This is a genomic window from Bacillus sanguinis, assembly GCF_018332475.1.
GTDB classification, from domain to species: domain Bacteria; phylum Bacillota; class Bacilli; order Bacillales; family Bacillaceae_G; genus Bacillus_A; species Bacillus_A sanguinis.
This window is the reverse complement of the sequence record NZ_BOQB01000127.1, coordinates 1-23,150: the sequence shown is the minus strand read 5'-3', so window position 1 is coordinate 23,150 and position 23,150 is coordinate 1. Positions and strand designations below refer to the sequence as shown.

29 protein-coding genes are annotated in these 23,150 nt (G+C 35.7%); 17 read left to right on the top strand and 12 right to left on the bottom strand.

The genetic code is table 11. From position 1 onward, the window contains the following. Nucleotides 1-31: 31 nt before the first annotated feature. A complete protein-coding gene (gene rnjA / locus KI369_RS15320) occupies nt 32-1,699 on the bottom strand; it encodes a ribonuclease J1 (protein ID WP_000670370.1) in 1,668 nt (555 codons plus the stop codon). A gap of 4 nt (nt 1,700-1,703) precedes the next feature. Then, entirely contained in the window at nt 1,704-1,916 is a 213-nt protein-coding gene (locus tag KI369_RS15315) for a DNA-dependent RNA polymerase subunit epsilon (RefSeq protein WP_048530714.1), read from the bottom strand. Between the two features lie 547 nt (nt 1,917-2,463). Between KI369_RS15315 and KI369_RS15310 the strand changes: the two genes are divergently transcribed. After that, nucleotides 2,464-3,237, top strand: a complete 774-nt coding sequence (locus tag KI369_RS15310) for a Cof-type HAD-IIB family hydrolase (RefSeq protein ID WP_212956523.1) — start codon at nt 2,464-2,466, stop codon at nt 3,235-3,237. Between the two features lie 55 nt (nt 3,238-3,292). Here the strand turns inward: KI369_RS15310 and def are convergent, their stop codons facing one another. Continuing rightward, complete coding sequence (def, locus tag KI369_RS15305) at nt 3,293-3,847, bottom strand: peptide deformylase (protein ID WP_212956522.1); 555 nt, start codon at nt 3,845-3,847, stop codon at nt 3,293-3,295. A gap of 162 nt (nt 3,848-4,009) precedes the next feature. Further along, the gene (locus tag KI369_RS15300; protein WP_000274562.1) at nt 4,010-4,156 is read right to left on the bottom strand and encodes a YjcZ family sporulation protein; all 147 of its coding nucleotides are present in this window, start codon (nt 4,154-4,156) and stop codon (nt 4,010-4,012) included. A gap of 513 nt (nt 4,157-4,669) precedes the next feature. On the opposite strand from KI369_RS15300, the gene pdhA reads away from it, so the two are divergent. The 4 genes from pdhA (at nt 4,670) to lpdA (ending at nt 9,567) form a co-directional block, all read left to right on the top strand. Further along, a complete protein-coding gene (pdhA, locus tag KI369_RS15295; RefSeq protein WP_000536893.1) occupies nt 4,670-5,785 on the top strand; it encodes a pyruvate dehydrogenase E1 component subunit alpha in 1,116 nt (371 codons plus the stop codon). Nucleotides 5,786-5,788: 3 nt separating this feature from the next. Continuing rightward, on the top strand, nt 5,789-6,766 hold the full coding sequence (gene pdhB / locus KI369_RS15290) for a pyruvate dehydrogenase complex E1 component subunit beta (RefSeq protein ID WP_000068166.1): 978 nt from the start codon (nt 5,789-5,791) through the stop codon (nt 6,764-6,766). 93 nt (nt 6,767-6,859) lie between these two features. Next, nucleotides 6,860-8,149, top strand: a complete 1,290-nt coding sequence (gene pdhC, locus KI369_RS15285; protein WP_087958536.1) for a pyruvate dehydrogenase complex dihydrolipoyllysine-residue acetyltransferase — start codon at nt 6,860-6,862, stop codon at nt 8,147-8,149. A 5-nt stretch (nt 8,150-8,154) separates the two neighbouring features. After that, complete coding sequence (lpdA, locus tag KI369_RS15280; RefSeq protein ID WP_166701960.1) at nt 8,155-9,567, top strand: dihydrolipoyl dehydrogenase; 1,413 nt, start codon at nt 8,155-8,157, stop codon at nt 9,565-9,567. 97 nt (nt 9,568-9,664) lie between these two features. Here the strand turns inward: lpdA and KI369_RS15275 are convergent, their stop codons facing one another. Further along, the gene (locus KI369_RS15275) at nt 9,665-10,882 is read right to left on the bottom strand and encodes a DHHW family protein (RefSeq protein ID WP_212956521.1); all 1,218 of its coding nucleotides are present in this window, start codon (nt 10,880-10,882) and stop codon (nt 9,665-9,667) included. A 13-nt stretch (nt 10,883-10,895) separates the two neighbouring features. Then, nucleotides 10,896-12,290, bottom strand: coding sequence for an MBOAT family O-acyltransferase (locus tag KI369_RS15270; protein ID WP_212956520.1), 1,395 nt, complete (start codon nt 12,288-12,290; stop codon nt 10,896-10,898). Between the two features lie 211 nt (nt 12,291-12,501). Between KI369_RS15270 and KI369_RS15265 the strand changes: the two genes are divergently transcribed. Further along, on the top strand, nt 12,502-12,729 hold the full coding sequence (locus KI369_RS15265; RefSeq protein ID WP_000705129.1) for a hypothetical protein: 228 nt from the start codon (nt 12,502-12,504) through the stop codon (nt 12,727-12,729). Nucleotide 12,730: 1 nt separating this feature from the next. Here KI369_RS15265 and KI369_RS15260 read toward each other — a convergent pair whose 3' ends face one another. Beyond that, on the bottom strand, nt 12,731-13,123 hold the full coding sequence (locus tag KI369_RS15260; RefSeq protein ID WP_212956519.1) for a DUF1885 family protein: 393 nt from the start codon (nt 13,121-13,123) through the stop codon (nt 12,731-12,733). Nucleotides 13,124-13,251: 128 nt separating this feature from the next. Between KI369_RS15260 and KI369_RS15255 the strand changes: the two genes are divergently transcribed. The 4 genes from KI369_RS15255 to KI369_RS15240 all read left to right on the top strand — a co-directional run bounded on the left by KI369_RS15255 (nt 13,252) and on the right by KI369_RS15240 (nt 14,235). Then, nucleotides 13,252-13,548, top strand: coding sequence for a DUF3055 domain-containing protein (locus KI369_RS15255; protein WP_212956518.1), 297 nt, complete (start codon nt 13,252-13,254; stop codon nt 13,546-13,548). A 196-nt stretch (nt 13,549-13,744) separates the two neighbouring features. Beyond that, a complete protein-coding gene (locus tag KI369_RS15250) occupies nt 13,745-13,873 on the top strand; it encodes a GapA-binding peptide SR1P (RefSeq protein WP_000536778.1) in 129 nt (42 codons plus the stop codon). Between the two features lie 59 nt (nt 13,874-13,932). Further along, complete coding sequence (locus tag KI369_RS15245) at nt 13,933-14,061, top strand: GapA-binding peptide SR1P (RefSeq protein WP_000536800.1); 129 nt, start codon at nt 13,933-13,935, stop codon at nt 14,059-14,061. A gap of 45 nt (nt 14,062-14,106) precedes the next feature. Beyond that, on the top strand, nt 14,107-14,235 hold the full coding sequence (locus KI369_RS15240) for a GapA-binding peptide SR1P (RefSeq protein ID WP_000536796.1): 129 nt from the start codon (nt 14,107-14,109) through the stop codon (nt 14,233-14,235). 34 nt (nt 14,236-14,269) lie between these two features. Here KI369_RS15240 and KI369_RS15235 read toward each other — a convergent pair whose 3' ends face one another. Both KI369_RS15235 and speA read right to left on the bottom strand, forming a co-directional pair. Beyond that, complete coding sequence (locus KI369_RS15235) at nt 14,270-15,100, bottom strand: protein-glutamine gamma-glutamyltransferase (protein WP_144614656.1); 831 nt, start codon at nt 15,098-15,100, stop codon at nt 14,270-14,272. 75 nt (nt 15,101-15,175) lie between these two features. Beyond that, nucleotides 15,176-16,648, bottom strand: a complete 1,473-nt coding sequence (gene speA / locus KI369_RS15230; RefSeq protein WP_212956517.1) for an aminotransferase class I/II-fold pyridoxal phosphate-dependent enzyme — start codon at nt 16,646-16,648, stop codon at nt 15,176-15,178. Between the two features lie 367 nt (nt 16,649-17,015). Between speA and KI369_RS15225 the strand changes: the two genes are divergently transcribed. Further along, nucleotides 17,016-17,285 (top strand): UPF0223 family protein, encoded by a 270-nt coding sequence (locus KI369_RS15225; RefSeq protein WP_212956516.1) that lies wholly within the window; start codon nt 17,016-17,018, stop codon nt 17,283-17,285. An 81-nt stretch (nt 17,286-17,366) separates the two neighbouring features. Here the strand turns inward: KI369_RS15225 and KI369_RS15220 are convergent, their stop codons facing one another. Next, nucleotides 17,367-17,993 (bottom strand): YktB family protein, encoded by a 627-nt coding sequence (locus tag KI369_RS15220; protein WP_000175083.1) that lies wholly within the window; start codon nt 17,991-17,993, stop codon nt 17,367-17,369. A gap of 206 nt (nt 17,994-18,199) precedes the next feature. Between KI369_RS15220 and KI369_RS15215 the strand changes: the two genes are divergently transcribed. Continuing rightward, nucleotides 18,200-18,388: a YkzI domain-containing protein gene (locus KI369_RS15215; protein WP_001250168.1), complete on the top strand. Its 189-nt coding sequence runs from the start codon at nt 18,200-18,202 to the stop codon at nt 18,386-18,388. Between the two features lie 88 nt (nt 18,389-18,476). Continuing rightward, nucleotides 18,477-19,268 (top strand): inositol monophosphatase family protein, encoded by a 792-nt coding sequence (locus KI369_RS15210; RefSeq protein ID WP_212956515.1) that lies wholly within the window; start codon nt 18,477-18,479, stop codon nt 19,266-19,268. A gap of 44 nt (nt 19,269-19,312) precedes the next feature. On the opposite strand, the gene KI369_RS15205 is transcribed toward KI369_RS15210, so the two are convergent. Next, a complete protein-coding gene (locus tag KI369_RS15205) occupies nt 19,313-19,492 on the bottom strand; it encodes a DUF5325 family protein (protein ID WP_000400130.1) in 180 nt (59 codons plus the stop codon). A gap of 140 nt (nt 19,493-19,632) precedes the next feature. On the opposite strand from KI369_RS15205, the gene typA reads away from it, so the two are divergent. The 3 genes from typA to KI369_RS15190 all read left to right on the top strand — a co-directional run bounded on the left by typA (nt 19,633) and on the right by KI369_RS15190 (nt 22,222). After that, a complete protein-coding gene (gene typA / locus KI369_RS15200) occupies nt 19,633-21,477 on the top strand; it encodes a translational GTPase TypA (RefSeq protein ID WP_029438050.1) in 1,845 nt (614 codons plus the stop codon). A 152-nt stretch (nt 21,478-21,629) separates the two neighbouring features. After that, nucleotides 21,630-21,932, top strand: a complete 303-nt coding sequence (locus KI369_RS15195) for a YlaH-like family protein (RefSeq protein WP_063223159.1) — start codon at nt 21,630-21,632, stop codon at nt 21,930-21,932. A 14-nt stretch (nt 21,933-21,946) separates the two neighbouring features. After that, nucleotides 21,947-22,222: a hypothetical protein gene (locus KI369_RS15190; RefSeq protein WP_098667494.1), complete on the top strand. Its 276-nt coding sequence runs from the start codon at nt 21,947-21,949 to the stop codon at nt 22,220-22,222. A 35-nt stretch (nt 22,223-22,257) separates the two neighbouring features. Here KI369_RS15190 and KI369_RS15185 read toward each other — a convergent pair whose 3' ends face one another. Continuing rightward, nucleotides 22,258-22,458: a YlaI family protein gene (locus tag KI369_RS15185; RefSeq protein ID WP_033701671.1), complete on the bottom strand. Its 201-nt coding sequence runs from the start codon at nt 22,456-22,458 to the stop codon at nt 22,258-22,260. A 145-nt stretch (nt 22,459-22,603) separates the two neighbouring features. Here KI369_RS15185 and KI369_RS15180 point away from each other — a divergent pair, with 145 nt between their 5' ends. After that, complete coding sequence (locus KI369_RS15180; RefSeq protein WP_212956514.1) at nt 22,604-23,059, top strand: pyridoxamine 5'-phosphate oxidase family protein; 456 nt, start codon at nt 22,604-22,606, stop codon at nt 23,057-23,059. Nucleotides 23,060-23,150 lie beyond the last annotated feature (91 nt).

Genomic DNA, 23,150 nt, shown 5'->3' with positions numbered 1-23,150 from the left:
GGACAATACCATGAAGGTATTGTCCTTTTTCTTATATTTCCATAATGATTGGTAAAATCATTGGACGACGTTTCGTTTTTTCATATAGGAATGGTGCTAATGTGTCTGTAATTTCATTTTTAATTTCAGACCATTGTGTTGTTTTGCGCTCCATTACTTTTTCTAAATGAGTTGTAATTAATGTTTGAGCATCATTAATTAAATCACTACTTTCGCGCATGTACACGAAACCACGTGAGATAATATCAGGTCCTGCTGCAACTTTAAACTCTTTCATATCAATACTTACAACTACAATTACAAGTCCTTCTTCAGAAAGAATACGACGATCGCGTAATACGATATTACCGATATCTCCAATACCATTTCCATCAATATAGACAGATCCAGATGGGATTTTACCAGCTACGCTTGCTTCATCTGAACGAAGAGCAAGAACATCTCCATTATCCATGATGAAACAATTTTCTTCTGGAATACCACAATCATTTGCTAACTTCATATGCATGCGTTGCATACGATATTCACCATGAATTGGCATGAAATATTTCGGCTTAATTAAGCGAAGCATTAGTTTTTGTTCTTCTTGGCCGCCATGTCCACTCGTATGAATGTTTGACAGTTTTCCGTGGATTACATCCGCACCAGCACGATACAACATGTTAATTGTACGGCTTACACTAATTGTATTACCAGGGATTGGTGAAGAAGAGAAAACAACTGTGTCGCCAGGAATGATTTGAATTTGACGATGCGTACCATTGGCAATACGTGAAAGTGCTGCCATTGGCTCACCTTGACTACCTGTACATAAAATAACAACTTTGTTAGCTGGTAGGCGGTTTAGTTGAGCTGTATCTATGAATGTATCCTTCGGACAGCGAATATAACCGAGGTTTTGTCCAATTTCAATCGCTGCTTCCATACTTCGACCAAACACAGCCACTTTCCGATTGTTTTCAACAGCCGCTTCAACAACTTGTTGCAAGCGATGGATATTTGATGCAAAGGTTGCAAAGATAATACGACCTTCTACTTTGCGGAAAATATCTTGAATACTATCACCAACACGGCGCTCAGACATTGTAAAGTTTGGAACTTCACTGTTTGTACTGTCAGATAAGAGACAAAGTACACCGTCTTTTCCGATTTCAGCCATTTTTGTTAAGTCTGCTGGTTCACCAACTGGTGTGAAATCAAATTTGAAATCTCCAGTATGAACAACTTGTCCTTGAGGTGTTTTCACAACAACTCCGTATGAATCTGGAATACTGTGAGTTGTACGGAAGAAGGAAACAGATGTCTTTTTAAATTTAATAACATCATCTTCTTGAATTTCATAAAGTTTTGCTTTACGAAGTAATCCGTGCTCTTCTAATTTGTTTTTGATTAGTGCAATTGCTAATTTTCCGCCATAAATCGGGATGTTTACTTGACGTAATAAGTAAGGAATTCCACCGATATGATCTTCGTGACCATGTGTAATGAATAATCCTTTAATTTTATCTTCGTTTCGCACAAAATAAGTGTAATCTGGTATTACATAATCGATTCCGAGGAGTTCGTCTTCTGGAAATTTAATTCCAGCATCAATAATAATAATTTCATCTTGAAATTGAACAGCATATGTATTTTTACCGATTTCACCAAGTCCACCTAAAGCAAAAACGGCTGCTTGATCATTCTTTAGAAATTTCATATGACTATACGATTTCCGCTAATGTTAAATCAGCGTTTTCTTTTTCATATTCAAGATGATTGCCAGTAACAGACTGAACGAACTCGATATTATATGCGAACTTATTTAATTTCTTACGAACATCCTTTTCAGACGTAGCCTCTAAATATAAAACTTTTGTATTTTCACGTACTGGAACCTCAGTCATTTTGTCTTGATAAAATACTTTAAAAATCATTTGGAAAACCTCTCCTTGTCTATGTTTTGCATTATCTGTTACTTATTATAAAGCAAACAGTCACGATTTTCATGTTTTTTCGAATGAGAATGAAGAAAAAGCCCGAAATGGGCAAAATTTAAGCGATTGTCTTTTTACGGACTAGATCTTTTAAATAACGCTTAAGCTTTTTCTTCAGCTTCTTCAGCATGATTACTCCTTCCTTTCCTTATTTTAAACATGCATATTACTAGTGAAAACTCCGTCTCTGATATAAGAAAGAAGACAAAAGTGAATGTTGAATCTTGTCCTTTCTCATACAGGGAAAGTCATTCTATAGTAACGATTAGTAGCCGCTAGTTATAGGTATAGTATGAGAAAGAATAGAAAAGAAAATTCATACGAACAAGTATCCACATTTTTTACTAATATATATATGCAGGTTTCATAAATAAGGTCAGAAAGTGAACGCTTTCTTCACAGATGTTTAATATGTTATACTTTTTTTTAGAATTTGAAAAGCGATAATCAAAATAGGAATATAGAGTAACAGAAAGGATTTTGACAAATGAATGATAAAATTGTCTTTTTTGATATTGATGGAACATTATTAGATCATGATAAGAAGATTCCGCAATCTACACGAGATGCAGTAAGACATTTACAAGAAAAAGGTGTGCATGTAGCAATTGCTACAGGACGTGCGCCATTTATGTTTGAAGATATTCGTGAGGAACTCAATATACACAATTATGTTAGCTTTAATGGACAGTACGTTGTATTTGAAGATGAGGTAATATTTAATAATCCGTTACATCCAGCTGCCTTACATAAGTTTACTCAGTTTGCACAACAAGAAGGATATCCACTTGTATATCTTGATCATCAAGAAATGAGAGCATCAGTGGAATATCATGATTATGTGAAAGAAGGTTTTGGAAGCTTAAATTTTGAGCATCCGGCATATGAACCTGATTTTTATGAGAAACGTAATATTTATCAAACACTTCTTTTCTGTGAAGTGAATGAAGAGGAAAAGTTTATTAATCAGTACCCAGACTTTCATTTTATTCGCTGGCATGCATATTCAATGGATATTATTCCGAATGGTGGTTCGAAGGCAAAAGGAATTGAGAAATTCATTGAAAAATTAGGATTTAACCGTGAACAAGTGTATGCATTTGGAGATGGATTAAATGATTTAGAAATGATTGAAGCAGTTGGGACAGGTATTGTGATGGGGAATGGTCATGAAGACTTGAAAAAACTTGCAAATCATGTGACAAAGGATGTTAGTGAAGACGGCATATATCATGGCTTAAAATGGGCTGGATTGCTATAAGTGAATATGGAACCCATTTCATATAAAAAGGCGGAAGATAACTCCCGCCTTTTTATTATCGCTCTAGAGGTTTTGAATCGTCAGGAGCAGCAAAAGGATTTTCTTTATTAATGTGGTCATAGAACATAACACCATTTAAATGGTCGATCTCATGCTGAAATACAATTGCTGGTAAACCTTTTAAACGTAATTTTACTTCTTCGCCGTTGATAGATGTTGCTTTCACTGTAATTCTTGTGTAACGAGGGACATAACCAGGTACTTCGCGGTCCACTGATAGACAGCCTTCCCCGCTTTGTAAATATGTACGTTCAACAGAATGACTAATGATTTTTGGGTTGAATAATGCATGACTATATAACGTACCGTCTGTATCAGTTACATGAACCGCAATCATTTTCTTTGAAATACCGATTTGCGGAGCTGCTAATCCGATTCCAGGGCGTAAACTATATTTTTCAGCCATTTCAGGATCTTGGCTATTTATTACAAATTCAATCATCTCTTTAAGTGTAGTTGTATCTTCTTCGCTCGCCGGTAGTGATACCTCTTCTGCAACGTTTCGCAAAATAGGATCTCCTTCGCGAATTACATCTTTCATTGTAAGCATATGTAATCTCTCCTTTCTTCTTTAGTCTACCAAAGGAGATGAAAAAAGTCATCGACAAGTAGGGGAAGCGCTTTGGAAAGCGTTCTACTATAGAATATGAATGTAATAAAAAGAAAAGACGGCAAAGCCGTCTGTTTCTTTCCATAGTTGTTTCATTTTACATTAGCGAATGCAAGCAGCACCAACGATAATTAAAAGAATAAACAACACAACGATTAAGGCGAAGCCGCGTCCAGATCCGCCACAAGAACCGCCATAACCGTAGGAAGGATATGAACAAGTTGGATAGCAATATGAGTATCCGTACATGAGATGACCTCCTTTATCATTTCCCGCTAATACTGCGGTTACTATAATGTATGGAGCGAAGGGTAGAAATGTATGGGTAATTACCTATAAAAGGAAGAAGAGTTTGTATATTTTTGTTAAGAAGAGAGAAAAACTAAAGAGAATTAAATCGTTTACATATTATTCTAAGAGAAAAAACAAGTTAAAAAGGGAATAATATAACAGTAGGTTAATGCTTACTAATACAGATGTGAAAAATAAAAACACGTTTGTGTAGAAGAAACCTGCAGATTATTTATAAAAAAACGTATTCAAAGTAATTGACATCGTAATTAGAATAGTTGTAAACTAAAAAACGTGATCAAGATTGTATTAATATGTTTCTGAAAAAACATTAGTACAGATTGTTAGGTACACAAAATTATTCTCAACCGACAAATAAATTTGTTGGTTTACATTGTTGCGTTTTCAGTCTAGCTAATAGATAGTGAAAGCGTTTCAGAATATGGTTCAAGAGAGGAAGAGGTGAACGGAATGGGTACTAAAACAAAAAAGACCCTATTTAATGTTGATGAGCAAATGAAAGCTATCGCAGCTCAATTTGAGACATTACAAATTTTAAATGAAAAAGGCGAAGTTGTGAATGAAGCAGCTATGCCTGAATTATCTGATGATCAATTAAAAGAATTAATGCGCCGTATGGTGTATACTCGCGTACTAGATCAACGTTCTATTTCTTTAAACCGTCAAGGACGTTTAGGTTTCTACGCACCAACAGCTGGACAAGAGGCTTCTCAATTAGCAAGTCATTTCGCACTTGAAGCAGAAGATTTCATCTTACCAGGATATCGTGATGTGCCACAATTAGTATGGCACGGTTTACCATTATACCAAGCATTCTTATTCTCTCGTGGACATTTCATGGGTAACCAAATGCCTGAGAATGTAAATGCGCTTGCTCCACAAATCATCATCGGTGCGCAAATCATCCAAACTGCTGGTGTTGCGTTAGGTATGAAACTACGTGGTAAAAAATCTGTTGCAATTACTTACACTGGTGACGGTGGTGCTTCACAAGGTGACTTCTACGAAGGTATGAACTTTGCGGGTGCATTCAAAGCTCCAGCAATCTTCGTTGTACAAAACAACCGTTATGCAATCTCTACTCCAGTAGAAAAGCAATCTGCAGCTAAAACTGTAGCACAAAAAGCAGTAGCAGCAGGTATTTACGGAATTCAAGTAGACGGTATGGATCCATTAGCTGTATACGCAGCAACTGCTTTCGCTCGTGAGCGTGCAGTAAACGGAGAAGGCCCTACTTTAATCGAGACTTTAACATTCCGTTACGGTCCACATACAATGGCTGGTGATGACCCAACTCGTTACCGTACAAAAGATATCGAGAACGAATGGGAACAAAAAGATCCAATCGTACGCTTCCGTGCATTCTTAGAAAACAAAGGCCTATGGTCTCAAGAAGTTGAAGAGAAAGTAATCGAAGAAGCAAAAGAAGATATCAAACAAGCAATTGCTAAGGCTGACCAAGCTCCAAAACAAAAAGTTACTGATTTAATGGAAATCATGTACGAAAAAATGCCTTACAACTTAGCTGAACAATATGAAATTTACAAAGAAAAGGAGTCGAAGTAAGCCATGGCTCAAATGACAATGATTCAAGCAATCACTGATGCTTTACGCGTTGAAATGAAAAATGACCCTAACGTACTTGTGTTTGGTGAAGACGTTGGTGTAAACGGCGGTGTATTCCGTGCTACTGAAGGTTTACAAGCTGAATTCGGTGAAGATCGTGTAATGGATACTCCACTTGCAGAGTCTGGTATTGGTGGACTTGCAGTTGGACTTGCATTAGAAGGTTTCCGTCCAGTTCCAGAAATCCAATTCTTCGGTTTCGTTTATGAAGTAATGGATTCAATTTCTGGTCAATTAGCTCGTATGCGTTACCGTTCTGGTGGACGTTGGACTGCTCCAGTAACAGTTCGTTCTCCATTCGGTGGCGGTGTTCATACTCCTGAACTACATGCTGATAGCTTAGAAGGATTAGTGGCTCAACAACCTGGTCTAAAAGTTGTTATTCCATCTACTCCATACGATGCAAAAGGTCTTTTAATCTCTGCGATTCGTGACAACGATCCAGTTATCTACTTAGAGCATATGAAATTGTACCGTTCATTCCGTCAAGATGTACCAGAAGGCGAATACACAATTGATTTAGGTAAAGCTGATATCAAACGTGAAGGTACAGATGTATCTGTTATCGCTTACGGTGCTATGGTTCACGCTGCATTAAAAGCTGCTGAAGAACTTGAAAAAGAAGGTATCTCTTTAGAGGTTGTTGACTTACGTACAGTTCAACCATTAGATATCGAAACAATCATCGCTTCTGTTGAAAAAACAGGCCGCGTAGTTGTAGTTCAAGAAGCGCAAAAACAAGCTGGTATTGCAGCTAACGTTGTAGCGGAAATTAACGACCGTGCAATCTTAAACTTAGAAGCTCCAGTTGTACGTGTTGCAGCTGCTGATACAGTATTCCCATTCTCTCAAGCTGAGAGCGTATGGTTACCAAACCATAAAGATATTGTTGAAGCTGTTAACAAAGTAATGAACTTCTAATTTTTAGCTTTTCATGTGCAAAAGAAATCAGCACATGCTGGTTTCTTTTGTACATATTCCATAATAATGAAATGAATCAGGGGGCTGAATTCCGTGGCATTTGAATTTAAACTACCAGATATCGGTGAAGGTATCCACGAAGGTGAAATCGTAAAATGGTTTATTAAACCAGGCGATGAAGTAAACGAAGACGATGTACTTCTTGAAGTACAAAATGATAAAGCAGTAGTAGAAATCCCTTCTCCTGTTAAAGGTAAAGTACTTGAAGTACTTGTAGAAGAAGGAACAGTTGCAATTGTAGGAGATACATTAATTAAATTTGATGCTCCTGGATACGAAAACCTTAAATTTAAAGGTGACGATCATGATGCAGCTCCAAAAGCTGAAGAAGCAGCAGTAGAAGCTCCAGCAGCGGAAGCTACTCCAGCAGCAACTGCAGAAGTAGTAAATGAGCGCGTAATCGCTATGCCATCTGTTCGTAAATATGCTCGTGAAAACGGTGTAGACATTCATAAAGTAGCTGGTTCTGGTAAGAACGGCCGTATCGTTAAAGCTGACATCGATGCATTTGCAAATGGTGGACAAGCAGTAGCAGCAACTGAGGCTCCAGCAGCAGTAGAAGCTACTCCAGCAGCAGCGAAAGAAGAAGCACCAAAAGCACAACCAATCCCAGCTGGTGAATATCCAGAAACTCGTGAGAAAATGAGTGGTATCCGTAAAGCGATTGCAAAAGCAATGGTTAACTCTAAGCACACAGCTCCTCACGTAACATTAATGGATGAAGTTGATGTAACTGAGCTTGTTGCTCACCGTAAGAAGTTCAAAGCTGTTGCAGCTGACAAAGGTATTAAATTAACTTACCTTCCATACGTTGTTAAAGCTTTAACATCTGCATTACGTGAATTCCCAATGTTGAATACTGCTTTAGACGATGCTTCTCAAGAAATCGTTCATAAACATTACTTCAACATCGGTATCGCAGCTGATACAGATAAAGGTCTATTAGTACCAGTTGTTAAAGATACAGATCGTAAATCAATCTTCACTATTTCTAACGAGATCAATGATCTTGCTGGTAAAGCACGTGAAGGTCGTTTAGCTCCGGCTGAAATGAAAGGTGCTTCTTGCACAATTACAAACATTGGTTCTGCAGGTGGACAATGGTTCACTCCAGTTATCAACCACCCAGAAGTAGCAATCCTTGGTATCGGCCGTATCGCTGAGAAGCCAGTTGTGAAAAACGGTGAAATCGTTGCAGCTCCAGTATTAGCATTATCTCTAAGCTTTGACCATCGTTTAATTGACGGCGCAACTGCTCAAAAAGCATTAAACCAAATTAAACGTCTATTGAATGACCCACAATTATTAGTAATGGAGGCGTAATAACAATGGTAGTAGGAGATTTCCCAATTGAATTAGATACAGTCGTTGTTGGTGCAGGTCCTGGTGGATACGTTGCGGCAATTCGTGCAGCACAATTAGGTCAAAAGGTAGCAATTATTGAAAAGGCTAACCTTGGTGGCGTATGCTTAAACGTTGGATGTATTCCTTCAAAAGCGTTAATCAATGCAGGTCATCGTTATGAGAATGCAATGCATTCTGATGACATGGGTATCACTGCAGAGAACGTAAAAGTTGACTTTACAAAAGTTCAAGAATGGAAAAACGGCGTAGTTAAGAAATTAACTGGCGGTGTTGAAGGCCTTCTTAAAGGTAACAAAGTTGAAATCATTCGCGGTGAAGCTTACTTCGTAGATGCTAACACATTACGTGTAATGACTGAAGAAGCAGCTCAAACGTATACGTTTAAAAATGCTGTTCTTGCAACTGGTTCTACACCAATCGAAATTCCTGGATTCAAATACTCTAAACGTGTTATCAACTCTACAGGTGCTTTAAGCTTACCTGAAATTCCTAAAAAACTTGTTGTAATCGGCGGCGGTTACATCGGTATGGAATTAGGTACTGCATATGCTAACTTCGGTACAGAAGTTACTGTAGTAGAAGCTGGCGACGAAATCTTAGCTGGTTTCGAAAAAGCTATGAGCTCTGTTGTTAAACGTGCTCTTCAAAAGAAAGGTAACGTTAATATCCATACAAAAGCTATGGCTAAAGGCGTTGAAGAAACAGAAACTGGCGTAAAAGTTAGCTTTGAAGTTAAAGGTGAAATCCAAACTGTAGAAGCAGATTACGTATTAGTAACTGTAGGTCGTCGTCCAAACACTCAAGAAATCGGTCTTGAGCAAGTTGGAGTTAAAATGACTGACCGCGGCATCATCGAAATCGATGAGCAATGTCGTACAAACGTACCAAACATCTATGCAATCGGTGATATCGTTCCTGGACCACCATTAGCTCACAAAGCTTCTTACGAAGGTAAAGTAGCTGTTGAAGCAATTAGTGGCCATGCATCAGCAATCGATTACATCGGAATTCCAGCAGTATGCTTTACTGATCCAGAATTAGCATCTGTTGGTTACACTAAAAAACAAGCAGAAGAAGCAGGAATGACAGTAGCTGTATCTAAGTTCCCATTCGCTGCAAACGGTCGTGCGTTATCATTAAACAGCACTGACGGTTTCTTACAACTTGTAACACGCAAAGAAGACGGTCTTCTTGTAGGTGCTCAAGTTGCAGGTGCAGGCGCTTCTGATATTATCTCTGAGATTGGTTTAGCTATCGAAGCTGGAATGACAGCGGAAGATATCGCTCAAACAATCCACGCTCACCCAACATTAGGTGAAATCACAATGGAAGCAGCTGAAGTTGCTCTTGGAATGCCAATTCACATTGTAAAATAATTAAAAAAAAACGTCTTCTAAATTTAGAAGACGTTTTTTTTATGTGTTATATGCATAGAAAAACAAGAGGTGAATCCCTTCGATTCACCTCTTGTTTTTATTCTTTATTTTCAAATTGATACATTTCTTTATTTGTACTAGTGTCATTATAAAGGAATAACACGATATCAGCATTTAGTTTTTCGAGGTCTTGTTTTACATTTTTGCTTGCCGCAAATCGTGGATCAATAAATGTTGTTTGTTCAAACTCTTGTGCAAATAAAGGATAAGTTGCATCTGCATAAGAATCTTTAATAATGACAGCATGTAGTTTGTTTTTTGCATCTGGATTTAAGATATTTATTTGTGCATAGTCTGTTTGATAAACAGAACTATAGTCTGGTGAAAGCTTATTTTTGCCCACTGCAAAGAATTCCTTCATCGGCATTTGCTGCGATTCTTCTGATTTTGGACCGAGATACACAGTGTAATTATCCCACATATTTGGGTTTTGCTTTAATTGTACATATGGGACTGTTTCAGGTGTTTTTATTAAATTATACAGTTGTTTATTCCAACTACCGATAAATTGTCCATTCGGTTTTTCTGTAGTTATTTTATAATCATCTCGATTAACAGCATTACCTTTAAATATTTTAGATTCATTAGTAATGTGATTCATTGTTTGTTCGTATGCATAAAATGCACCTTTCATATTCCAATGGTGATCGGTTTTAAAGTATAGATCTTCTAATTGTTCATGAGTAAATTCTTTTTGAAAAGCAGGAAGAACATCAATAACAGGGAAATTTATTTTCTGTAACTCTTGTACAAAATAATCGCGATGTTTTTGATCGTATCCACGATCTACATATGGCGGATATTTATACGAGAATGCCGTTAGTTTACTTGGTGCTAACAAGAAATAAAATTCTGTTTTTGGAAATTGAGTTTGTAAGTTTTCTAATTCATTAACAGATTGTTTAATTTGCTCACGCATATCTATCTTTGTAGGTGCAGATAAAATGAAACCGTCATCTGCAACATAATTGTTATTTACGAAAGTTCGATTGAATTTCATTTGTAGCTTTGTGTATGTTTCAATAAATCTGTCTCGTGCTGCAATGTGATCTGTAAAGTGTAATTCAGTATCTTTGAAATATTTTCCGGATTTTATAGTATCGATAGTTAGGACTGGATTTAAAGCTAATTCTCTATTTTCAAAATCAGAAAAACTTTTTTTATCCCAATATATTATTTTTCCGGTCCATATACACATTCCAAAAATAATAGTGAGAAATCCTGTAATTAATATACGATTAGTGAAATTTTTCATAGTTAGCCCTCCTTTAGAAGCGGAAGTAGATAAATGGATTGTAAGTTGCATTTGTTAAATACATCATAGTTATAATTAAAACACTCAAGTAATAAAGTGGAGAAAAAATGACTACCTTCTTATTTGCTAATAAATTCTTGATCCAAGAGAAAATTGGAGCTGATGTAATAATAGCAAGTATAAAGATTCCCCAGTAATTCATTACATAGAAATAACTTGTAATGTCAGTTAACGATCCATTTAATCCGAACATTGCTTGTAAAAATTTAGAACAGTAGCTAAAATTATCAGCGCGGAAGAACACCCAACCAATAATCACTAAAAACATAACGTATACGTGTTGAATCGGCCACCATAATTTTTGTAATATTTTTTCGAAACCAGCCTTTTCTAAAGCGATTAAACATCCGTAATAAATACCCCAAATCATAAATGTCCAACTAGCTCCATGCCAAAATCCGGTTAACGCCCATACAATGAAGAGATTACGATAGATTTTCCAAGTAGATACGCGATTCCCGCCTAATGGAATATAAACATAATCACGGAACCAAGAACCAAGTGAAATGTGCCAACGACGCCAAAATTCAGAGATGGATTTGGAGATATATGGGTAATTGAAGTTTTCTAAGAAATCAAATCCAAACATTTTTCCTAATCCAATTGCCATATCACTGTAACCTGAAAAGTCGAAATAAATTTGTAATGTGTAAGCGATTGCGCCAATCCAAGCGGTAGATACGCTCATTGTTGCTGGATCCATCGCAAATATTTCATCAGCAATAGCTCCCAATTGATTCGCAATTAAAACTTTTTTTCCTAACCCAATGATAAAACGACGAATTCCTTCTGAAAACTTGTCAGCATTAACTGTTCTAACATGTAATTGAAAAGCGATTGTATTATATCGAACAATTGGTCCTGCTACTAATTGCGGGAAAATAGTAAAGTATAGTGCGAGATCAAATAGATTTCGCTGGGCTTCTACTTTTTTCTTATAAATGTCAATAATATAACTCATTGCATGGAAAGTGAAAAATGAGATTCCAATTGGTAAGGGGATTTTTTCGAGTACAATGTTTGTATGAAAAATTCCATTTATATTATCTACTAAGAAATTAGCGTATTTAAAATATCCGAGTATAGCAGTATTGACAACGATTGCTATAGTAAGGATGAGTTTTCTATTTGCACTAGACAGTCGGTCTTTATTAAGCCAAATTCCGAACCAATAGTTGATGAAAATAGAAAAAAGCATTAGGAAGACATATATTGGTTCTCCCCAAGCATAAAATAATAAACTAAATAATAGAAGAACTATGTTTTGTAATTCTTTCCGTACTGAGTAGTATACAAAAAGAATTGCAGGTAGAAAAAGACACAAGAAAAACAAATTACTAAATACCACTTTTTGTTAATTCCTTTCTGTATATAATTCTTTAGGATTATACAATACCATGTGACAGTCCAATAATCCATATTAATAAGAAATATAAGGAATTTGCATGAAAAAGATGGTTATTTTTATGGAATAAATGTAATAAATAGGGGATTAAACCTTAAAAATACTAAAAAGAAAGAGCTGAAGCATATAATAGGAAGAAGAAGGGGGGAACGCTATGAAAATTACGCTAGCTTCATTTTTTCATTTAGTTTTGTGGAGTGGATTTTCAGCAGTGTTATTATTATCAAGTCGTGATAAACTTCATTATAAAATTTTTCTTTTTCTTATATTTTTGTACTTAGCGTATGTAATAGCGTATGTCATACTAAGTGCAAGGAGAAAAGCAATGCTTCTTACTTGCACAAATAGTATGATCTTTTTAATCATTTATTTTTGTTTTTAAATTAACGTTTATAGAAATACATTGTTCTTCCATTAAATAATTGTAATTCTCCTTCTAATTTCTTCGCTAGAAAACGGCAAAATTCATTGGCTTTTCCTTTATCACCAAATGTTGCATTAGGTGGTAAAGAAATCTGAATAAAAAATTGTTCCTTTTCTATACCGACACCAACATAAATGGAGTCATATCGATCGTGAGTAGATTGTAGTTTTAATGTTGTTGCTGATGTGTCTAAAATTTCATAAGGAAAAGCGGTATTTGTATAAGCATAATTAATTTGAACACCAGTTTTGGAAGTAACTGTTTGATAGTAAAGAAAAAGTTGTTTTATATCATCTATTGAAACAGATTGTTGATTGGATTTAGGTACAAGCGTAATATAGGCATGCTGCATATAAGTTCCCCCTAACTTAGTAGAATACTATCATTTTACATCCTACTGAATTTTTTGACAATTAAAAGGAGTATTCCTTTTTTTGTTTAATATACTTAATGAAAGGCGATGTAGAAAGGTGGAAACCGATGTTTGAAAAATTGTATGATGAGCATGAAAGTGTGAAGGTACGATTTTTGGGGTTTATGACACACGATACTCGGTATGATTTTGGTATTATTTATACAAATATGTTTTTTGGAAAGCCACTCATTATTTGTATGCAAACAGGGAGGTCTACTTTACTTGGACGAGATGATGTAGAGAATGTTCAATATTTGCAGGAAATTTTCAAATTAGGATCAGAAGGCGAAGCAGCAGAGTTAGCTCAGTTTTTCTCATTTCTAGTTCCATCTACATCTTTGCATGCGGAATATGAGGAATAAATAATGTAAAACAGTCGTACGTATAAATATGGCTGTTTTTTTTGTTTGAATATCGCATACTAATTTAAAGTTAAAATAATTAATGTGTTATACTAAAAACCTATTGACGTAAAAAGTATAACATATTAAAATAAAGACAGAAAGTTAAGCGGTTACAAAAGTTTTTGGGATTATAAAACTTAGGGGGAAATGAAAAATGGGAACAATCGTATGTCAAGATTGTGAAGGTACAATTGCACATTTTGAGGATGAGAAAGTAACGGTACTTTACGGGAAATGTGGATCTTGCGGATGTGATCACACAGAGCATACAAAAGCCCAATAATTAATAGGAAATGGACAGCTAAAAGTTTTTAGGACCATAAACTTAGGGGGAAATGAAAAATGGGAACAATCGTATGTCAAGTATGTGAAGGAACAATCGGTCATTTTGAAGATGAAAAGACGACAGTGCTTTACGGAAAATGTGGTACAAATTGTGACTGTGCTAATAAAGATAAGGCGAAAGCTTAATTATAAATAAGTAGATTATTATTAAAACTCAGGGGGAAATGAAAAATGGGAACAATCGTATGCCAAGTATGTGAAGGAACAATCGGACATTTTGAAGATGAAAAATCAACAGTACTATACGGAAAATGTGGATCTCATTGCGAATGTGACCATAAGGAACATACAAAAGCTTAAATAAGAAAAAGCGCCTACATATGTAGGCGCTTTTTTAATAAATTGTAGTTGTATGGCCAACTGTTGCAACGATTGCATCATCTCTAATCGGAATAAATCCTATGGATGTCTGTGGAGCGCTAGGAGAAGCGTAGTGGCTCATGAGACGGCTATCAATGCGGGTAATAGTATCGGTCAAAAAAGCTGAAATAAAAGCGTAAGGGACTCGTCGTTCATTTAATGAGTATATAATTTCTTCTTTTGTTTTTACACCTACACCATGTCCGTAAAAAAAGAAATTTCCTAAATAGATTGTATTTTCTCCTTGCCACTCGATTGTAGCTGGATTCACTTGTGGATTTTTAAAATAAACGAGATCACCTGGGACCAGGTCGCCACCTGTTTTTGTTATGAGCTTTAAATCTTGATCGTAGTCCCACGTATAAAGTAAAAGGTTTGCAAAGAGACGGTTGAAAGTTTCTTCCTCATACAATGATAGTAAAGCTTTGTAAAAAATAATAATCATAGCGGTGGCACATTCAGTTCCATACAGTTTTCCGTTTTTGAAAATATCTTGTATGGCAATGGAAGGGGGTATGTTTGGAAGGAGCTCGAATCCTCCAAGTGATGTTCTTCTCCAATACTGGGGGTTGCAAAAGGATTGTTGAAATGTGCGAAACTGAAAGCCACTTTGAAAAAGTTCTAATGCAGAAGTAATAATATTAACGCGCAAATTTAGATCAAAGCTGAGTTCATCAGATGTTCGGAAGGAATAAATTTCTTGATTTCCTGCCATTATAGATAAAATTTGTTGTTTCTCAGCTGCAAATGGCTCATATTCATTTGTGATATAAGGATGTACAATAGAACGGCCTATTACAATCATAATAGTATCCCCACCTATACATTACATTACTTAATATCGTATGAGAAAAGGAAAAAAGGGTGAAAAAAAAGCCTATCAACTGATAGGCTTGTACTCTTTAATCACACGTAATGTTTGTAATGTCATATCTTCGGGACCTTGTACAGGTAAACCCGCTTCTAAGTTTTTACGAATATACTCTAAGTTATCTTGTGTAATAATTTCCCCCGGAGTAAAGATTGGAATCCCTGGCGGATAAACCATAACGAAATCAGCTATTATACGACCTGCTGCATTTTCAAATGGAATAACTTCTGTTTCCGAATAAAAAGCATCTCTAGGAGAAAGTGCTAGCACTGGTATTTCGGGAATTTCTACTTGGATTTGAACACCCTTATCGGCTTGACTTCTAAATGTTGCTGCTAAATCTTGTAATGCTGCAATAAGTGTATTTGTCTCACTTTCTGTATCCCCAAAAGTGACAAGACATAGTATGTTGTATAAATCTGAGAGTTCTACTTCAATGTTATATTGCTCTCTAAGCCATACTTCAGCTTGATGACCTGTAATACCTAAATCTTTTACAGATACAATTATCTTTGTAGGATCATAGTTAAAAGTAGCATCCGTACCTAGCATTTCTTTCCCAGGACAGTAAAGATGCTCAATAGCATTAATAGCTCCACGAACATGTTCCGCTAATTGTATTGTTTGTTCTATGAGTGCTGTTCCTTCTGTAGCAAGACGTTTTCTAGCAACATCTAGGGATGCCAACAAGATGTAAGAAGTTGATGTCGTCGTAAGCATGCTAATAATAGATTGAACATGTTTTACGTTCACAAGGCCTTCCTTCACATTAAGAATAGAACTTTGTGTTAAAGATCCTCCTAATTTATGAACACTTGTTGCCGCCATATCTGCACCGGCTTGCATCGCTGACATCGGCAATTCTTCGTGAAAATGAATGTGAACACCATGAGCCTCATCAACTAATACAGGGATATCGTAAGAATGTGCTAATTGTACAATCTGTTCTAAGTCCGCAGCAAAGCCGAAGTATGTTGGATTAATAACAAGTAAGCCTTTCGCATCTGAATGCTCTTCAAGTGCCTTTTTGACAGATTGAATTGTAATTCCATGTGAAATTCCAAGTTTTGGATCGATTTCAGGATGCATGAAAATCGGTTTTGCACCTGAGAAAATAATAGCTGACATTACTGATTTATGCACGTTTCGTGGCACTAGGATTTTGTCACCAGGACCGCAAACGCTCATCACCATTGTCATTATTGCACCACTTGTACCTTGAATAGAAAAGAAAGTATGATCCGCACCAAATGCAGCGGCTGCTAAATCTTGTGCTTCTTTAATCATACCTTTTGGATGATGTAAATCATCGAGCGGCGCAATGTTAATTAAATCAATTGCTAATGCATTATGCCCAATAAATTCGCGAAATGTAGGATCCATGCCCTGTCCTTTTTTATGACCAGGAATATGGAATTGAATTGGATTTCGCTTACTGTGCTCAACTAAAGCGGTAAACAATGGTGTTTCGTATTGGGACAATCTATACACCCCTTCTTTTTCATAATATTTATTAGAGTTTGTTTTATATAATCTTGTTCTAAAAAAGTTAAGTGCTTTTTAGAATGAGACTTGTTTTTCTGCCAATCACAAAAGCGTTTTTGAGATGGTAGGTTCACTTTATTTTCTATAAAACAAAAGCATTATATCACCAATAATTATAGATGTATAGAAAAAAATATTATTACAGTGGGTATGTTAAATAGTTATTTCTAATTAACATATAGAGGAAGACAATTCCATCATAATGAATAAATAGTGTATAATGCAAAGTGGCTATAGTGAAGAAGAAAAAAATCCCTTTAAGATAGCATATTGAAATATGAAGAAATGATAAATGAGGTGCGAAATGGAATATCAATATCCGTTAGATTATGATTGGTCAAATGAGGAAATGGTTACAATTGTGAAGTTTTATGAAGCAATTGAGAAAGCATACGAAAAAGGAATTATAAGAGAAGAATTAATGGGATTATATCGTCGTTTTAAAGAGATTGTTCCATCGAAAGCAGAAGAAAAGAAAATTGATAAAGAGTTTCAAGAAGTAAGTGGGTATTCTATATACCGTGCGATTCAAAGGGCGAAAGAAACGGAAGAACAAAAGCTTGTAAAAATGTAAAAAATATTTTGAAAAATAAAAACTGAAGTGATATAATGTGATAACAACTAAAAACGGACAATATAAATTGTCCGTTTTCTACTATCGATTACAAAGTGCATATAAAGGAAGGAGTGATTGCATCGTAGATTCAATCTTAGCAAGGAATTGTTCGTTGGTCATTGCTGAAAACTCCTCTGGTGATATATGAATACCAACTAATAATTCTGCTTTTTTCACAGTAGCTAGGCGTTCAATCATCTTTTGTAAGTCTTCTGTTTCAAGTGTTTTATGTAATTTTACACTTGGTTTAGTATGGTCAATGGACCAAACGAAGTCATTTGGAATATTTGTTTTTAAATCATTTAAATGTTCTAAGAAGGCGTGAGCCGTCTCCACTTTTTGTGGACACTCATAGATTAAACCAAAGTATATGAAGGCATGAGTACCCCATAATCCAATTTGGAAATGTGGCAGCATTTTATATCCTCGTTTATTTGTTGAAAAAGCAACCCAAGTATCGTTTGGTGGATTGACTTTGCGACGTGCATGTTTTGCTACATGATAAAAAAAGTTCTCATCAGTTTGTTTAGATAAATACGCTGCAAACTGTTCCCCTAAAGCTTCTAGCTTAGGATGAATGTTCGTTTTAATTGCACTCATTCGTTCTTCGAGACCATCAACTGTAAAGACCTCAAAATCAGTTGATTTGAATGTTTGTAGTGTCATGATTGTTCCTCCAACTCCTATTTTGCTTTTATTTTAGCATAGCTTGTACTATTCATAAAAAAAACAGCACAAAAAAATTTAAATAAAAAAATATAATTTTGTTGCATAGATGATTTATCCAACATAGTATAGTATAAAACAAAAAATCAGAAAATTGAATTAATTCTAGTCCGAGGGCAGACGAATATTGGGAGGAGGCAAATAATATGAGACAGGTGATTAATGCGTTAAAGAGAACAGATGCTGAAAAGAGAATACCGGTGCTACGTTTGGAGCTAGATTATGAATTAGCAACTTTATATGATGCGATGATGGAAAATGATAAACAGAAAAAAGAAGAGTGTGTACAAAAGTTAGAAGTGTTAAGACTTGAAATGATCCGTTTAGAAGCGTAATAATAGTATATGTATAAAAAATTAGTTGGTGCGAACCTTATAAAGGGTTCGTTTTTTCTGTGAACAGTATAGATCGGAGTGTTTAAACATGCAAGAAGTATGGAAAGACATCGATGCACACGCCAAACAGTGGATTCGAGATGCGGGAGAGTTTTTAATGGCATCAATGGAAAAAGCACTTATTATAGAAACGAAATCCAATGCAGCTGATTTAGTAACAAATATGGACCGAGAAATAGAACAGTTTTTAATTGGGAAAATTAAAGAAACATTCCCGAACCATAATATTTTAGGAGAAGAAGGTTATGGAGATGAGGTAACTTCTTCTGATGGGGTTGTTTGGTTAATTGATCCAATTGATGGCACAATGAACTTTGTTCATCAAAAAAGAAATTTCGCAATTTCAATTGGAATTTATGAGAACGGTATCGGAAAGGTAGGACTCATTTATGATCCAGTTCATGATGAACTATACCATGCGGTCAAGGGAGCTGGAGCATTTTGTAATGAAGTACCAATACCCCTATTGAGAAAAGGGACTGTAGAGCAAGGGATTGTAGCTTTAAATGCGATATGGCTTACTGATAACCCATTGCTTAATAAGGAAAGTATGATGGCACTTGTTAAGCGAGCAAGAGGCACGAGATCATATGGCTGTGCAGCGTTAGAGATGGTGTATGTTGCAACAGGAAGAATAGATGCATATGTAACGCCGAGATTATCACCATGGGATTTTGGTGGGGGACAGATAATTGTAGAGGAAGTTGGAGGTAAGGTGACGACATTTTCTGGAGCACAGCTTTCTATAGTAGAGAAGAGCAGCGTATTGGTTGCAAAACCAGGGGTGTATGAAGAGGTGTTACGATATATAGCGGAGTAACAAAAAAAGTAAGAGGCTGTATTCACGCTTCTTACTTTTTGACGTTATTGCGATTTACGCATTTTTCTTTTTGTTACAAAACCGTATCCAACTGTAACAAATGTGCCGATAATGCAAATAATAACACCGATGGGACTATTTTCAGCAACCATAATGCCGATACCGATTAAGAAGATAACACCGATAATTGCAGTTAATAAAAAGCGATATTGAATGTGTTCCATTTCTTCACCCTCCAATCCCATTTTACTTTCACAAAAGTAAGAATACAACTATATTTTCATTCTTGATTTTATTTTAATTGCTATTGTATCCCCTTCGCTCTTATAATAGAGAAGGATTAAAAAGACATTAGGAGTTGGACATGTTGAAAAAACGACAAGATTTACGTAATATAGCAATTATTGCCCACGTTGACCATGGTAAAACAACACTTGTTGACCAGTTATTACGTCAAGCGGGGACTTTCCGTGCGAACGAACACGTTGAAGAACGCGCAATGGATTCAAATGATCTAGAAAGAGAACGTGGTATTACAATTTTAGCGAAAAATACTGCGATTCACTATGAAGATAAAAGAATTAACATTTTAGATACACCTGGTCACGCTGACTTCGGTGGAGAAGTAGAACGTATTATGAAAATGGTTGATGGCGTTTTACTTGTTGTTGATGCATATGAAGGTTGTATGCCACAAACACGATTTGTTTTAAAGAAAGCTCTTGAGCAAAACTTAACTCCAATCGTAGTTGTAAACAAAATTGACCGTGACTTCGCTCGTCCTGATGAAGTAGTTGATGAAGTAATCGACTTATTCATTGAACTTGGTGCAAACGAAGATCAATTAGAGTTCCCAGTTGTATTTGCATCAGCAATGAACGGAACAGCAAGCTTAGATTCAAACCCAGCAAATCAAGAAGAGAATATGAAATCATTATTTGATACAATTATTGAACATATTCCAGCACCAATTGATAACAGCGAAGAGCCACTTCAATTCCAAGTAGCACTTCTTGATTACAATGACTATGTTGGACGTATTGGGGTTGGCCGTGTATTCCGCGGTACAATGAAAGTTGGACAACAAGTTGCATTAATGAAGGTTGACGGAACTGTAAAACAATTCCGCGTAACAAAATTATTCGGTTACATTGGATTAAAGCGTCAAGAAATTGAAGAAGCAAAAGCTGGAGATTTAGTAGCTGTTTCTGGTATGGAAGACATTAACGTTGGTGAAACGGTATGTCCGGTTGAGCATGAAGATGCATTACCATTATTACGTATTGATGAGCCAACACTACAAATGACGTTCCTTGTAAATAACAGCCCATTTGCAGGTCGTGAAGGTAAGTACATTACATCTCGTAAAATTGAAGAGCGTCTTCGTTCACAATTAGAAACAGATGTAAGTTTACGTGTAGATAATACAGATTCTCCTGATGCGTGGATCGTATCTGGACGTGGGGAATTACACTTATCTATCCTAATTGAAAACATGCGTCGTGAAGGTTATGAACTACAAGTATCTAAACCAGAAGTAATCATTAAAGAAGTTGATGGCGTAAGATGTGAGCCTGTAGAGCGCGTACAAATCGATGTACCTGAAGAATACACTGGTTCTATTATGGAATCTATGGGTGCACGTAAAGGTGAAATGTTAGATATGGTGAATAACGGAAACGGTCAAGTTCGCCTTACTTTCATGGTCCCAGCACGTGGTTTAATTGGTTACACAACTGAATTCTTAACATTAACTCGTGGTTACGGTATTTTAAACCATACATTCGATTGCTATCAACCAGTACACGCTGGACAAGTTGGTGGACGTCGCCAAGGTGTTCTAGTTTCACTTGAAACAGGAAAAGCATCACAATATGGTATTATGCAAGTTGAAGACCGTGGTGTAATCTTCGTTGAACCAGGTACAGAAGTATATGCTGGTATGATTGTTGGAGAACACACTCGTGAGAATGACTTAACAGTTAACGTTGTGAAAATGAAACAACAAACTAACATTCGTTCTGCAACGAAAGATCAAACTTCAACAATGAAAAAACCACGCTTAATGACTTTAGAAGAGTCATTAGAATATTTAAACGATGACGAGTTCTGTGAAGTAACTCCAGAATCAATTCGTTTACGTAAAAAGATTCTTGATAAGAGCGAGCGCGAAAGAGCTGCTAAGAAAAAGAAATCTGTAGAAGCGTAAAATAATAAAACAGCTACCTTTGAGGGGTAGCTGTTTTTTATTGTATTTATTTTTGGAATATTTACTCTTTTTTGTGGACAGTATTTTTTCTGCGGGTTACTCTTGTATTAAGTACATAAAAAAATTATTTTTGTGAGAAAGGGGGATGAATGATGTTAGAAAGAATGTCTTTTTTTGCGAAATTATGTAAAGTTGATGAAAATCCAGAACTAGGGATGTGGTTACTGTATGGCATCATTATTATATTAAGTGCACTTGTGTATAATTTAGGTTTTGCAAGAAAACTATCAATAATAAAAAATATAGTGATATATATATCGTTAGCGATTGGATGTACAGTTTTAACTTTCTTTGCGGTTTTTTTACCTGTTGGAGAGGGGCTTGTTGTAGCGGCAATTGTACTTGGGATTTATAGGTTGCGATTACATCAAGCAAGACAACAAAAAGCAGGATGAGGGGGCGGAGTTTTATGCGTTCAGTGCAAGATGCATTATATAATTGGTTAACAATTAAAACAGTTGCCGAAGCACGTCCAGATGATAATGCAGCGAAAGAAACGTATTTACTATTTCAAAATATGATCTATGAAGAGCACAAATTAAAGAATGTGGAAGTTGAAAAGAACGAAGAAATGTATTTGATTTCATATGAAATGAATGGGGAAAGAAAATCTGCAAGGTTTCCATTAGAAGCTATTGATTGTTTCTTGGATCAAATGAATCGTGAACCTGAAAAATATAAATAAGTCCTTATCTATATGATTAAGGACTTATTTACATTTTACCAATCGTCTTCGACTTTTTTATCACGATATAGTCGAAAATTACCACTTGCATGACGTTCCAGCGTACGTTCTGCAATTCGTTCCGAACATTCCATGCACATATATGTATGAATAGGGCGATTACGCAGTTTTTTTGCCATAGGATTTTCATCATCTAACATATCTTTTTTATCACAAATCATACATTTGACTCTCATTTCGTCACCTCAATACGAATTCTATCAGTATAAGTATATCATGGAAGTGTAATGTTTTTGAATAATAGCGGGAAAAAATAATATTTTCGCAATTCGAAAAATAAGTTATGATAAGGATATATTAAGTATATTTGGAGGTGGAAATATGGCGAATGTAGTAGAGCCTACATTAACAGATGATTTAGTACAAACGTTACGTAAAGAATGTATTGTTATGGTAGCAACAACAGACTTCGAAAAACAAGTTCCTAACGTAAGTGCTATTTCTTGGGTGTATGCAGTGAGTAAAACTAGTATTCGATTTGCAGTAGATCAACGTTCACGTATTGTAGAAAATATACGGCGTAGTACTGGGGTGGTATTGACTATAATGGCGAATGAATCCGTATTTTCCATAAGTGGTGCAGGTGAAATTTTGACTGATAGAATGGAAGGCATTCCTCTAAAATTAACTGTAATAGAAGTAAATGTCCAGGAAGTACGTGATGTTATGTTTTATGGAGCGAAACTTGCAACTGAACCAACGTATGAAAAAACATATGATATTCGCGCAGCGAAAAAGCTGGATAACCAAGTGTTAGTAGGAATTAAAGAATTGTAAATGTGATAAATAAGAAAGTCGGTTATAAACTTTTGTAATCGGTTATTGTGATTTTATGTTAATAATTATAATTAAAAGTAATATATTGAAT

Bases quoted from the DNA above. Each gene is read 5' to 3' on its own strand.
- rnjA (WP_000670370.1), bottom strand. From the start codon at position 1,699: ATGAAATTTCTAAAGAATGATCAAGCAGCCGTTTTTGCTTTAGGTGGA.
- KI369_RS15315 (WP_048530714.1), bottom strand. From the start codon at position 1,916: ATGATTTTTAAAGTATTTTATCAAGACAAAATGACTGAGGTTCCAGTA.
- KI369_RS15310 (WP_212956523.1), top strand. From the start codon at position 2,464: ATGAATGATAAAATTGTCTTTTTTGATATTGATGGAACATTATTAGAT.
- def (WP_212956522.1), bottom strand. From the start codon at position 3,847: ATGCTTACAATGAAAGATGTAATTCGCGAAGGAGATCCTATTTTGCGA.
- KI369_RS15300 (WP_000274562.1), bottom strand. From the start codon at position 4,156: ATGTACGGATACTCATATTGCTATCCAACTTGTTCATATCCTTCCTAC.
- pdhA (WP_000536893.1), top strand. From the start codon at position 4,670: ATGGGTACTAAAACAAAAAAGACCCTATTTAATGTTGATGAGCAAATG.
- pdhB (WP_000068166.1), top strand. From the start codon at position 5,789: ATGGCTCAAATGACAATGATTCAAGCAATCACTGATGCTTTACGCGTT.
- lpdA (WP_166701960.1), top strand. From the start codon at position 8,155: ATGGTAGTAGGAGATTTCCCAATTGAATTAGATACAGTCGTTGTTGGT.
- KI369_RS15275 (WP_212956521.1), bottom strand. From the start codon at position 10,882: ATGAAAAATTTCACTAATCGTATATTAATTACAGGATTTCTCACTATT.
- KI369_RS15265 (WP_000705129.1), top strand. From the start codon at position 12,502: ATGAAAATTACGCTAGCTTCATTTTTTCATTTAGTTTTGTGGAGTGGA.
- KI369_RS15260 (WP_212956519.1), bottom strand. From the start codon at position 13,123: ATGCAGCATGCCTATATTACGCTTGTACCTAAATCCAATCAACAATCT.
- KI369_RS15255 (WP_212956518.1), top strand. From the start codon at position 13,252: ATGTTTGAAAAATTGTATGATGAGCATGAAAGTGTGAAGGTACGATTT.
- KI369_RS15250 (WP_000536778.1), top strand. From the start codon at position 13,745: ATGGGAACAATCGTATGTCAAGATTGTGAAGGTACAATTGCACATTTT.
- KI369_RS15245 (WP_000536800.1), top strand. From the start codon at position 13,933: ATGGGAACAATCGTATGTCAAGTATGTGAAGGAACAATCGGTCATTTT.
- KI369_RS15240 (WP_000536796.1), top strand. From the start codon at position 14,107: ATGGGAACAATCGTATGCCAAGTATGTGAAGGAACAATCGGACATTTT.
- KI369_RS15235 (WP_144614656.1), bottom strand. From the start codon at position 15,100: ATGATTGTAATAGGCCGTTCTATTGTACATCCTTATATCACAAATGAA.
- KI369_RS15225 (WP_212956516.1), top strand. From the start codon at position 17,016: ATGGAATATCAATATCCGTTAGATTATGATTGGTCAAATGAGGAAATG.
- KI369_RS15220 (WP_000175083.1), bottom strand. From the start codon at position 17,993: ATGACACTACAAACATTCAAATCAACTGATTTTGAGGTCTTTACAGTT.
- KI369_RS15215 (WP_001250168.1), top strand. From the start codon at position 18,200: ATGAGACAGGTGATTAATGCGTTAAAGAGAACAGATGCTGAAAAGAGA.
- KI369_RS15210 (WP_212956515.1), top strand. From the start codon at position 18,477: ATGCAAGAAGTATGGAAAGACATCGATGCACACGCCAAACAGTGGATT.
- KI369_RS15205 (WP_000400130.1), bottom strand. From the start codon at position 19,492: ATGGAACACATTCAATATCGCTTTTTATTAACTGCAATTATCGGTGTT.
- typA (WP_029438050.1), top strand. From the start codon at position 19,633: ATGTTGAAAAAACGACAAGATTTACGTAATATAGCAATTATTGCCCAC.
- KI369_RS15195 (WP_063223159.1), top strand. From the start codon at position 21,630: ATGTTAGAAAGAATGTCTTTTTTTGCGAAATTATGTAAAGTTGATGAA.
- KI369_RS15190 (WP_098667494.1), top strand. From the start codon at position 21,947: ATGCGTTCAGTGCAAGATGCATTATATAATTGGTTAACAATTAAAACA.
- KI369_RS15185 (WP_033701671.1), bottom strand. From the start codon at position 22,458: ATGAGAGTCAAATGTATGATTTGTGATAAAAAAGATATGTTAGATGAT.
- KI369_RS15180 (WP_212956514.1), top strand. From the start codon at position 22,604: ATGGCGAATGTAGTAGAGCCTACATTAACAGATGATTTAGTACAAACG.